We start from the raw sequence: 11,078 nt of genomic DNA, 5'->3' as shown, positions 1-11,078 counted from the left end.
CGCGCGGGGGCCTCGGCGCTCTTGTCCGCGGCGGTGGCGTTCTCGGGCGCGGCGGCGGGGGCGGCGCGGGCGGCCGTAATTGGTTCGACTTGGCGGCCGCGGCTCCGGCAGCCTCCCGTCATGGACCCCCATTACTGGCCCCTGTACGGGCTTCGTCTGCGTACGCCACGCCTGGAGCTGCGGCTTCCCGACGTCCCCCTGCTCGACGAGCTCGCTGCGGTCGCGGCGGGCGGGGTGCACGACCCGGACGAGATGCCCTTCGGCGTCCCGTGGACCGACGCGCCCCCGGAGGAGCGCGGACGCGGCACCTTCCAGCATGTGCTGCGCACGATCGCCGAATGGCGGCCGGAGCAGTGGACGCTGAGCCTCGCGGTGCTGCACGAGGGGGCGGTGATCGGGCGGCAGGACCTGTTCGCGACCGAGTTCGCCGTCACGCGGGAGGCCGAGACCGGCTCCTGGCTGGGCACCGCCCACCAGGGCAAGGGTCTGGGCACGGAGATGCGGGCGGCGGTGGCGCACCTGGCGTTCGAGGGGCTGGGCGCGCTGTCGCTGGTCTCGGGCGCGATGGTGGAGAACGGCCGTTCGCTGGGGGTGTCCCGGCGGCTCGGCTACCGCCCCGACGGGCTGTCCGTGCTCGCCGTACGGGGCGAGGCCCGCACCCTTCAGCGGCTGCGGCTGGACCGCGCGGGCTGGGGGGAGCACCGCGCCACGCCGGTCGAGATCGCCGGGCTGGAGCCGTGCCGGGCGCTGTTCGGCGCTTCCTGAAGTCCTTTGCCGCGGGAGTGCGAGCCAGGGCTGCGGGAGTGCGAGCCCGCATTGCCCGCTCTACGGTGGTTTGAGGGAGCCGGGACGGCTACGAAGTGTCCGGCGGACCACGCGGCGGAGCCGCATATCGGCGCTTTCCCCTCCCCGCCCCTTCCCGCTACCAGGGGCTCCGCCCCTGGACCCCAGAGGTCTGGGGCGGAACCCCAGTTGTGGGAAGGGGCGGGACGGGGGCAGCCCGCCGCAGGCGGCAAGAGATACGCCGGACACGCCCTGATGGAGGTGGCATCCATGGCAGGCAAGTTCGAGATCTACGAGGACAAGCGCGGCAAGCACCGCTTCCGGCTGAAGGCGGGCAACGGCGAGATCATCGCGGTCGGCGAGGCCTATGAGTCCAAGTCCGCCGCGCAGAAGGGCGTCGAATCCGTCAAGAAGAACGCCCCGACGGCCGAGATCAAGGAGATTCCGACCGACAAGTCGGAGTAACCAGGCCGGACTCATAGGCCGCGATGACGAGTTGGGCGCGGTCGCGAGCGCCCAACTTGCCCATGATGCGGCTGACATGCGTCTTGGTGGTGAGCGGTGAGAGGCCGAGGGTCTGCGCGGCCTCGGCGTTGTTGAGGCCCCGGGCGACAAGGGCGAGCACCTGCCGTTCGCGCTCGGAGAGCGCGGCCAGTGCGGCGGGCGCGGGAACGCCGGGCGGCGGGGCGTCCGGCAGGCGCAGGACACGGGCGATGAGCCGGGCGGTGGGGCCGGGCGAGAGCAGGGACTCCCCCGCCGCCACGGTCCGTATGGCGTCGAGGAGTTCGGCGGGCCTGGTGTCCTTCACCAGGAAGCCGGACGCGCCCGCGCGCAGCGCCTCGACGATGTGCTCATCGGTGTCATACGTCGTCAGCACGAGCACCTTGACCCCGGCGAGGTCCTCGTCGGCGGCGATGCGGCGGGTGGCCTCGATGCCGTCGAGATCGGGCATCCGGATGTCCATGACCACGAGGTCGGCGCGGGCGGTGCGGGCCAGTTCGACGGCCTCGCGGCCGGTGCCCGCCTGCCCGACCACGTCCATGTCGCGGGCCGAGGACACCAGCATGGCGAAGGCGGCACGGACCAGCGTCTGGTCGTCCGCGAGCAACACCCTGATCGGCGCGGGGGCCGGTGCGGTGGCCCCTGAGAGCGGGTCGGCGGGGCTGGTCCCGGACGCCGGGTCCAATGGCGCGGTCATGCGGTGGCCTCCCTGGGTGGTACGGCGGTCTGTCCGGTACCCGTGCCGGTGGCAGGGCCAGTACCGGTGCCGGTGGCAGGGCCCGTGCCGGTGGCAGAGCCAGTACCGGTGCCGGTGGCAGGGCCCGTGCCGGTGGCAGAGCCAGTACCGGTGGCGGTGCCAGCTGCGGCGCCAGTACCGGTGCCAGGTCCCGTATCGGTGCCACCGCCCGTACCGGCGGCAGAGCCGGTACCCGTGCCGGTGCCGGTACCCGTGCCGGTGCCGGTGCCGGTGCCGGTGGCAGTGCCAGTACCGGTGCCCGTGCCGGTGGCAGTGCCAGTACCGGTGCCCGTGCCCGTGCCGGTGGCGGTGCCCGTGCCGGTGCCAGGTCCCGTACCGGTGCCACCGCCCGTACCGGTGGCAGAGCCCGTACCCGTGCCCGTGCCCGTGCCGGTGGCAGAGCCCGTGCCGGTGGCGGTGCCAGTACCCGTGCCCGTGCCGGTGGCGGTGCCCGTGCCGGTGCCGGTGCCCGTACCGGTGGCAGAGCCCGTACCGGTGGCAGGGCCAGCTGCGGCGCCCGTACCGGTGCCAGCGGCCGTACGGCCGCCAAGCGGGCCGCCCCTCCCCCACGGCAGCGCGGCCCTGATCGCGAAGCCGGGCCCGTCCTCGCGCGGTCCGGCGGACAGGGTGCCCGCGACGCTGCGGGCCCGCTCGCGCATGCCCACGATGCCGTAGCCCGTCTCGGCGGGCGCGGTAAGGGGCGCGTCGTCGCCCCTGGGCCCGTCGTCCACGGCGGCGACGCTCAGCTCCCCCTCGGTCCGTACGAGCGTGATCCGCACCCTCGTGCCGGGCGCGTGGCGAACGGCGTTGGTCAGGGCCTCCTGCACGATCCGGTACGCGGCGGCGCCCACGGCCGGCGACAGCTCGGACGCCTCCACGTCGACCGTAAGGTCCACACGGACGCCCGCCGCCTCCGCCGCCGCTGCCAGGTCGGCGAGTCCGGCGAGCCCCGGCAGCGGCCCGGTGTCCTCCTCGTCCGCGCGCCCGGCGTCGCCGCCCGCGCCGCCCCGGAGCACCTGGAGGGTGGCCCGGAGCTCGGCGCGCGCGTCCCGGCAGGTGTCGGCGATCGAGTCGAGCGACTTGACCATCGCCTCGCGGTCCAGCCGCTCCGGGTCGGCGATCAGGACATGCGCCGCGACGGAGGTCTGGACGCCGATGAGGGTGATGCTGTGCGCGAGGAGATCGTGCAGATCGCGGGCGATGCGCAGCCGTTCCTCCGCGACCCGCCGGGCCGCCTCGTCCTCGCGGGTCCGCTCGGCGCGTTCGGCCCGCTCCAGGATCGCGGCGATGTACTTGCGGTGGATGCGGACCGCCTCGCCGATCACCACGACCGACAGCACCCAGCCGGAGGTGCGCAGCATGTCGAGACCGGCGTGCGGCTTCCCGCTCAGGGCCATCACCGACACCATGATCGAGATCACGGCGGTGACGGTGAGGAAGGACCGCAGCGGCGGGCCCATGACGGCGAGCGTGTAGACGGCGAGCAGCCCGGCCGGGACGACCGCGAGATGGACGTTGTCCATGGCGTGGTACGGCCCGACCATGAACACCACCAGCACGGTGACCACCATCGGGCTGTGCCGCCGCCCGATGAGCACCGTGGCGCTGGCGACGAGCAGCGCCCAGCCGGACGCGTCCGGGCGGTGGCCGTTCCGGTCGGGGTTGAGCAGCGCCAGGACCACCTGGAGGACCAGCACCGCACCGGCGATCCGGGCATCCACCCGCCGCCGTCTGCGGGCCTCCTCCGGGGCCTCGGCGGAGCGGGGGCCGTTGTGCAGGGCGCGCGACGCGGAGGCGATCGCGCGGTGGACGGCGGCGCGCGCCCGTGGGGTGCTGGCGGGCTGCGCCATGGAGTGGGTGGTCGTAGGAGGTACGGGCACGGGCTCCATCCTCGGGGATCCGCCTCGGGCCGATCCATAGGACTGCATGCGTCCCATAGGGCGGTACGGATGCCATAAGGGCGGTACGCGGCCCATAGGGCGCATAGGGCGGTAGGGGTCCGGAGAGCGGCCGTAGAGCGGCCAGGGGGCGGCCATGGAACGGCCGTAGAGCGGCCAGGGAGCGGCCTGGGGCGGTACGAAGGGTGTCCCGGACCGGCCGTCCCCTGTGCGGCCGGTCCGGGCCGAGGGAGGGCCTCAGCCGCCGCGTACGGCCGGTTCCGGACGGGGCCCGGCGCCGGGCCCGTCCTGGGCGGGCGGGACCGGCGAGGCGGGCGTGCGGCGGAAGAGGGCGCCCGGCCACCACACCCACCGCTTCAGCAGCAGGCTCGCCGACGTCACCAGGTACGTCCGCACGAGGAAGGTGTCGAGCAGCACGCCGACCGCCACCACGAACCCCATCTCGACCAGCATCACCATCGGCAGCGTGGCCAGCACCGCGAAGGTCGCCGCGAGCACCAGACCGGCCGAGGCGATCACCCCGCCCGTCGTGCGCAGGGCGGTCACCGCCGCGTCCGGGACGTCCGCCCCGCGCAGCGACTCCTCCCGCATCCGGTGCATCAGGAAGATGCCGTAGTCCACGCCGAGGGCGACCAGGAAGACGAAGGACAGCAGCGGCAGCCCGGGGTCGACCCCGGCGAAACCGAAGACCGGGTCGAAGAAGAGCCCGCCGAGCCCCATCGCCCCGCCCCACACCGCCACCACGGCGGCCACGAGGACCAGCGGCGCGACGAGGCTGCGCAGCAGGGCGGCGAGGATCAGCAGTACGGCGCTCAGCACCAGCGGGATGACCAGCATCCGGTCGCGGGCGTTGGTGTCCTTCAGATCGAGCTGCTGGGCGCTGGGTCCGCCGACCAGCGCGTCGGCGCCCTCGACCCGTACCAGGCCCGAGCGCAGGGCGTGCAGCGCGGCCGTCTCCTCCGCCGACTGCGGGGCGCCCCGCGGGAAGACGTCGATCTCCGTCCAGCCGCCGCCGCTGCGCCCGGTGTCCGCCCGCGCGACCCCCGCCGTGTCGCGCGCCCGCCGCAGCACCTCGTCCGCGCCCGCGGTGCGCGCCATCACGCTGATGGGCTGGCTACTGCTGTCCGGATAGGCGTCGGCGAGGGTCTGGGTGGCGGCCACCGACTCGGGCTTGTCGGTGAAGGTGTCCTCCTGCTTGAGGTCGCCGGGCAGATTGAGCACCCCGAGGGCGAGGGCGCCCAGCAGCGCGGCACCGCCGAGGAGTACGGCTCCGGGCCGGCGGCGGGCCGAGTCGCCCATCGCCTCGAAGAACCCGCGCCGGGTCGCCCGCGGTTCACTGCCGTAGGCGGGGACCAGCGGCCAGAACACCCGCCGCCCCAGCAGCACCAGCACCGCGGGCAGCAGCGTCATCATGGCGGCCAGCGCGCAGATGACCCCGACCGCGCCGACCGGACCCAGTCCGCTGCTGCTGTTGAGGTCGGCGGCGAGCAGACACAGCAGCCCGGCGGCCACGGTGCCGCTGGAGGCGAGCACGGCCGGGCCGCAGCCGCGCAGGGCCTCGCGCATCGCGTCGTACGGGGCGCGGTGGCGGCGCAGCTCCTCGCGGTAGCGGGACACGATCAGCAGGGCGTAGTCGGTGCCCGCGCCGAAGACCAGCACCGTCATGATCGAGGAGCTCATGCTGGTGACGGTGAGGTCGAAGCCCTGGACGAGGCCGTAGACGATCGCCATCGCGGCCATGGCGGCGACGCCGACCACCCCCAGCGGCACCAGCCACAGCAGCGGACTGCGATAGGTGATGATCAGCAGCAGGGCGACCACCCCGGCGGTGGCGAACATCAGCGTGCCGTCGGTGGAGGCGAAGACCTCCTGCGAGTCGGCGCTGAGCGCTCCGGGACCGCCGACCTGGACGGTCAGGCCCCCGGGGTGGGAGGCGAGCTCGGCGCGGACGTCCTTGACGGCGTCGGCCCGCTCCTTCTCGTCCGTCAGGCCGGTGAGCGCCATGGGGTACATCACGGTCGTGCCGTCCTTGGACGGGACGGCGCGCGGCGCCGTGCCGCCGACGAGGTCATGGCGCCCCGCCACCTCGGCGACCCGACCGCCGGCCGCCTTACGGTCGGCGTCGGTCAGCCCGCCGTCGCGGTGGAAGACGAGGACGAGGTCGATGGTGTCGCCACCGGGCAGCCGCTCCTGGAGCCGGGCCACCTGGGTGGAGTCGGCGCCCGCCGGGAGGTAGTCGACGGCCGTGTCCCGTTTGGCGCCCTCGAGCTCGCCCGCGAAGGGGACGGCGACGAGGAGCAGCAGCACCCAGCCCGCGATGACCGCCCAGGGCAGCGAGCGCCGCCGCTTGCCGCCGGCCGCGGCGGGCGGTGGCGCGTCCGGTTGTTGGGAATCTCCAGCGATCCCTGACGATGTCGTCTGCATGCCCCCAGGCTTCCGGCGCCGGGGCGTCGATACCTCGCGCCGACGACGGAAATGGCGGCTACTGCGCCGGGGGCGATCCGGGGGTTCTTACTCCCTGGGGAGTACGGAGCGCGGGCCGGAACCGTCCGCTCAGAACGCCGCCCTTGTGGCGGCGAGCAAACGGGCCGTGTCGTCCGGACAGATCATCAGTGCCCGGCCGACCGTTTCCAGGACCGCGCGCTCGGCCGGGCGGTACGGGCCGTCGGCCACGGCGATCCGGGCGCCCTGGAGGAGGATGGCCTCCCGGCCGGTGGGGGCCAGATGCGGGGCCAGCGGCTCCAGCGCCTCGTGCAGCTCGATGGCCAGCGCCGTACCGCACGGGTCCAGGCCGTCCCGCTCACCGCACGCGCCCGGCAGCCGCCCGGTGTCGGCGGCGAGGGCCTCGATGAGCGCGAGCAGCTGCTCCTCGCTACAGTCGGCGAATCCGGCGGCGCGCACCGCGCCGACCGCGACCTGCCGCACCGCCGTCGCCTCGGTGCCGCCCGCGGCGAGGACCGCGAGGGCCACGGTGTGCACCGCGTCGCGCAGCATCGCGGAGAAGCGGGTCGTGGTGGGGTGGTCGAGCACCTCCGTGCCGTAGCGGCTGCCGCAGGCCGCGCATTCCACGATGGGCGCGACCGGTCCGCGCGGCAGCACCGGCAGGCCGAGCATCACGATGCGGCGACGGCCGGTACGGCGGCGGTAGTTGCGGTCACCTCCGCATTCGGGGCAGAAGAACTCACCATCGCCGACGGTCCGCCACAGAGTGCGTACGCCTACCACACACAGGTCCCGGTCACGGCGGGCTCGCCGGTGCACCACGTCACACCTCCATAACGCTTCGGCCACGTTGCCGCGTTGACGTGATGCTAGCCACATCCATGATGTGACGTCAGTACCCCGAACGGAGACAACAGGCCAAACCCGAGGCCCCGCCAACCTCGCGGGGTGAACGGGGCCCATGTGGGTGACCAGGTCAACGGGGTGATGAAGTCATCCGATCAGACCGGTGAAAGGTCACTTACACATCTGAAGGAATCCGAAGGATTCCGAAAGGATCATCGGCGCGCCCGGTTCACGGCGGAGACGACGGCCTTCAGTGAGGCGCGCACGATGTTGGCGTCGATCCCGACGCCCCACAGCACCTGCCCGTCGATCGCGCACTCGATGTACGCGGCGGCCTGGGACGCGGCGCCCTCGCTCAGGGTGTGCTCGGAGTAGTCCAGCAGCCGTACGTCCACGTCGATCGCGGCCAGGGCGTCGAAGAAGGCGGCCAGCGGGCCGTTGCCGGTGCCGGTCAGCACCGTCTCGGCGCCGTCCACGACCGCCTCGACGGTGAGCGCGTCGGTGCCCTCGGTGGTGGTCGAGGTCTGCGCGCTGCGCAGCGAGATCCGGCCCCACTGGTTGTGGTCGGTCGGCAGGTACTCGTCCTGGAAGGCCGCCCAGATCTGGCCCGGGGTGACCTCGCCGCCCTCGGCGTCGGTCTTGGCCTGAATCGTCTTGGAGAACTCGATCTGCATCCTGCGCGGCAGGTCCAGGTTGTGGTCGTTCTTCAGGACATAGGCGATGCCGCCCTTGCCGGACTGGGAGTTCACCCGGATCACGGCCTCGTAGGAGCGGCCGACGTCCTTGGGGTCGATGGGCAGGTACGGGACGGCCCACTCGACCTCGTCCACCGTCTTGCCCTGCTCGGCCGCGCTCGCCTCCAGCGCCTCGAACCCCTTCTTGATGGCGTCCTGGTGGGAGCCGGAGAAGGCGGTGTAGACCAGATCGCCCGCGTAGGGGTGGCGCGGGTGGATCTCCATCTGGTTGCAGTACTCGGCGGTGCGGCGGATCTCGTCGATCTGCGAGAAGTCGATCTGCGGGTCGACACCCTGGGAGAACAGGTTCATGCCCAGCGTCACCAGGTCCACATTGCCGGTGCGCTCGCCCTGGCCGAACAGGCAGCCCTCGATGCGGTCCGCCCCGGCCATGATCGCCAGCTCGGCGGCGGCGACGGCGGTGCCGCGGTCGTTGTGCGGGTGGACGGACAGGCAGATGTGCTCGCGGCGGGACAGATGGCGCGACATCCACTCGAAGCGGTCCGCGTGGGTGGACGGGGTCGAGCGCTCGACGGTGGCCGGCAGATTCAGGATGATCTCGCGGCCCTCCTCGGGCTGCCAGACGTCCATGACGCCCTCGCAGACCTCCAGCGCGAAGTCCAGCTCGGTGTCGGTGAAGATCTCCGGGCTGTACTGGTAGCCGAAGACCGTGTCATCGCCGAGGATCTTGTCGGCGTACTCCACCACCAGCCGGGTGCCGTCCACCGCGATCTGCTTGACCTGCTCCCGGGTGCCGCGGAAGACGACGCGGCGGAAGGTGGGGGCGGTGGCGTTGTACAGGTGCAGGGTCGCCTTGTGCGCCCCGCGCAGCGACTCGACGGTGCGCTCGATCAGCTCCTCGCGCGCCTGGGTCAGGACGGAGATCGTCACGTCCTCCGGGATCGCGCCCTCCTCGATGATCGACCGTACGAAGTCGAAGTCGGTCTGGCCGGAGGAGGGGAAGCCGACCTCGATCTCCTTGTAGCCCATGCGCACCAGCAGGTCGAACATCTCGCGCTTGCGGGCGGGGGACATCGGGTCGATCAGCGCCTGGTTGCCGTCCCGCAGATCGGTGGACAGCCAGCGCGGGGCGACGGTGATGCGGTTGTCCGGCCAGGTGCGGTCCGGGATGTCGACGGCCTCGTACGGGCCGTACTTGTGGATCGGCATCCCCGAGGGGCGCTGGGTGACGGTCGCGGCGGTGATCGGCGTACGACGGCCGACGGGGCTCTGGGCGCTCGCGGAATGATCAGACGTGCTCATGATGCGTAGGGCTCCTCGTATGTCCGCTGGGCGGCCGACGGGGCGAAAACACCGCAACACCGAACTCCGCGGGGAGGGGGTCGGCCTACGACTACAGGCCCTCGCCGCGGCAGCTAAGAAGAAGCAGCCCGAAACGCATGATGGAGAGCAGCCTAACCGAGACGCGCGGGACGGGCGGACCCGTATCACTATGCGGACCGAAGCATGTGCTTCGGAGGAATACACATCTTCCACTCGATTTCAGCAATCATGACCGCAAGGCGTGACACAGGCATCACGCGATGCGACATTGCCAGCCATGGACGCCAATGCCAACGCCCGCCAGGCCCGCCTTGCCCGCGGCCACCGCCACACCGCCTTCTGCACGATCGTGCCGCCGCACGTCCTGGACAAGCTGTCCCATGCCGAGGACGCGTCGCTGGCCGAGCCCGCCCGCCGCACGCTCGAGCACGACGCCCTCCAGCGCACCCGCCGCCGGATCACCACCGTGCGCGGCGTCCCCGCCGCGCGGGCCGCGGCGCCCTCCGACAAGCCCGAGCGCACCATCTACGACGCCCAGCACCGGACCTCGCTGCCGGGCCGGAAGGTGCGCGGCGAGGGCGACCAGGCGGGCGGGGACGACTCGGTGAGCCGCGCGTACGACGGGCTGGGCGCGACCTTCGAGCTCTTCTTCAAGGCGTACGGCCGGCGCTCGATCGACGACTCCGGGCTGCCGCTGAACGCGAGCGTCCACTACAGCGAGGGCTACAACAACGCCTTCTGGGACGGCGAGCAGATGGTCTTCGGCGACGGAGACGGGGAGGTGTTCCTGGACTTCACCATCCCGGTCGACGTGATGGCCCACGAGCTCACCCACGGCGTCACCCAGTACACCGCCAACCTCGAGTACTTCGGCCAGTCCGGGGCGCTCAACGAGTCGATGTCCGACGTCTTCGGCTCCCTGGTCAAGCAGCATGTGCTCGGCCACGGCGCCGAGGAGGCCGACTGGCTGATCGGCGCGGGACTGCTGACGGACCGGGTCACCGGGGTGGCCCTGCGCTCGATGAAGGCCCCGGGCACGGCGTACGACGACGATGTGCTGGGCAAGGACCCGCAGCCGGGCACGATGGACGACTACGTCCACACCTCACGCGACAACGGGGGCGTCCACATCAACTCCGGCATCCCCAACCACGCCTTCTACCTGGCCGCCACCGCCCTGGGCGGCAACGCCTGGGAGCGCGCCGGGCAGATCTGGTACGACGTGCTGACCGGCGGCGATCTGGCCTCCGACGCGGAGTTCGCCGACTTCGCCCAGCTCACGGTGGCCGCGGCGCACGCCCGGTACGGCGAGGGCGAGGAGCAGGCGGCGGTGCGGGAGGCATGGGCCGGGGTGGGCATCACCGATCTGCGGGCCCACGTGGGCGCGCGCTAGGGCGCGCCATCGGGTAGTGATGGAGCCATGCGCATCTCCGTCACCCGCACCGGCGGATTCGCCGGAATCGAGCGCCGGGCCGAGCTGGACACCACCGGCCGGCCCGACGCCACCCATCTGGACGCCCTGGCCCACCAGGCCGTCGAGACCGGCCACACCACGGCGCCCCGCGGCGTCCCGGACGGCTTCCAGTACGAGATCACCATCGACGGCCGCACCGTCCACGCCGCGGATCCGCAGCTGAGCGACGCCCAGCGGGAACTGATCCGCGCGGTGCTGAAGGAGGGCGCGTAAGGCCCCACGCGGCTACGGGGTGCCCGGCGGATCACGCGCCGGACCACGCGGCGGAGCCGCATATCGATGCTTCTTGGGTTCTAGGAGTCGTTGCAACACCCCAGTTCAGGGGATGCGATGGACTTCGAGATTCGTAAGGACCGGACGAGGCCTCAGGGTAGGAAGAA

General features: G+C 72.5%; 9 protein-coding genes. 4 read left to right on the top strand and 5 right to left on the bottom strand.

Features of this window, described 5'->3' with window-relative positions; genetic code table 11:
• Positions 1-120 precede the first annotated feature (120 nt).
• Positions 121-765: a GNAT family N-acetyltransferase gene (locus ABD329_RS46555; protein WP_198282500.1), complete on the top strand. Its 645-nt coding sequence runs from the start codon at positions 121-123 to the stop codon at positions 763-765.
• A gap of 288 nt (positions 766-1,053) precedes the next feature.
• Complete coding sequence (locus ABD329_RS46550; protein WP_198279549.1) at positions 1,054-1,248, top strand: DUF1508 domain-containing protein; 195 nt, start codon at positions 1,054-1,056, stop codon at positions 1,246-1,248.
• On the opposite strand, the gene ABD329_RS46545 is transcribed toward ABD329_RS46550, so the two are convergent.
• From ABD329_RS46545 to leuA, 5 genes are all read right to left on the bottom strand, one after another.
• Positions 1,217-1,849 carry a response regulator gene (locus ABD329_RS46545; RefSeq protein WP_246618794.1) on the bottom strand — a complete coding sequence of 211 codons (633 nt, stop codon included), beginning with the start codon at positions 1,847-1,849 and terminating at the stop codon, positions 1,217-1,219. The genes ABD329_RS46550 and ABD329_RS46545 overlap by 32 nt on opposite strands.
• Before the next feature lie 128 nt (positions 1,850-1,977).
• The gene (locus ABD329_RS46540) at positions 1,978-3,900 is read right to left on the bottom strand and encodes a sensor histidine kinase (protein ID WP_425574479.1); all 1,923 of its coding nucleotides are present in this window, start codon (positions 3,898-3,900) and stop codon (positions 1,978-1,980) included.
• Between the two features lie 255 nt (positions 3,901-4,155).
• On the bottom strand, positions 4,156-6,342 hold the full coding sequence (locus ABD329_RS46535) for an MMPL family transporter (RefSeq protein ID WP_246618793.1): 2,187 nt from the start codon (positions 6,340-6,342) through the stop codon (positions 4,156-4,158).
• Between the two features lie 129 nt (positions 6,343-6,471).
• Entirely contained in the window at positions 6,472-7,182 is a 711-nt protein-coding gene (locus ABD329_RS46530) for a TerB family tellurite resistance protein (RefSeq protein ID WP_198279550.1), read from the bottom strand.
• 236 nt (positions 7,183-7,418) lie between these two features.
• Positions 7,419-9,203, bottom strand: coding sequence for a 2-isopropylmalate synthase (gene leuA / locus ABD329_RS46525; RefSeq protein WP_198279551.1), 1,785 nt, complete (start codon positions 9,201-9,203; stop codon positions 7,419-7,421).
• 298 nt (positions 9,204-9,501) lie between these two features.
• On the opposite strand from leuA, the gene ABD329_RS46520 reads away from it, so the two are divergent.
• Both ABD329_RS46520 and ABD329_RS46515 read left to right on the top strand, forming a co-directional pair.
• On the top strand, positions 9,502-10,617 hold the full coding sequence (locus ABD329_RS46520; RefSeq protein WP_198279552.1) for a M4 family metallopeptidase: 1,116 nt from the start codon (positions 9,502-9,504) through the stop codon (positions 10,615-10,617).
• Positions 10,618-10,644: 27 nt separating this feature from the next.
• Positions 10,645-10,911, top strand: coding sequence for a protealysin inhibitor emfourin (locus tag ABD329_RS46515; RefSeq protein ID WP_037946034.1), 267 nt, complete (start codon positions 10,645-10,647; stop codon positions 10,909-10,911).
• The last annotated feature ends 167 nt before the right edge of the window (positions 10,912-11,078 follow it).

This window comes from Streptomyces javensis (assembly GCF_039525925.1).
In the GTDB taxonomy this organism is placed as follows: domain Bacteria; phylum Actinomycetota; class Actinomycetes; order Streptomycetales; family Streptomycetaceae; genus Streptomyces; species Streptomyces asiaticus.
Note: the sequence above shows the minus strand (reverse complement) of the source record. Positions and strands in the feature narration are given on the sequence as shown.

What these genes read in the sequence shown, in the direction of transcription:
- leuA (WP_198279551.1), bottom strand. Translation starts at nt 9,203, where the DNA reads ATGAGCACGTCTGATCATTCCGCGAGCGCCCAGAGCCCCGTCGGCCGT.
- ABD329_RS46515 (WP_037946034.1), top strand. Translation starts at nt 10,645, where the DNA reads ATGCGCATCTCCGTCACCCGCACCGGCGGATTCGCCGGAATCGAGCGC.
- ABD329_RS46545 (WP_246618794.1), bottom strand. Translation starts at nt 1,849, where the DNA reads ATGCTGGTGTCCTCGGCCCGCGACATGGACGTGGTCGGGCAGGCGGGC.
- ABD329_RS46550 (WP_198279549.1), top strand. Translation starts at nt 1,054, where the DNA reads ATGGCAGGCAAGTTCGAGATCTACGAGGACAAGCGCGGCAAGCACCGC.
- ABD329_RS46555 (WP_198282500.1), top strand. Translation starts at nt 121, where the DNA reads ATGGACCCCCATTACTGGCCCCTGTACGGGCTTCGTCTGCGTACGCCA.
- ABD329_RS46535 (WP_246618793.1), bottom strand. Translation starts at nt 6,342, where the DNA reads ATGCAGACGACATCGTCAGGGATCGCTGGAGATTCCCAACAACCGGAC.
- ABD329_RS46520 (WP_198279552.1), top strand. Translation starts at nt 9,502, where the DNA reads ATGGACGCCAATGCCAACGCCCGCCAGGCCCGCCTTGCCCGCGGCCAC.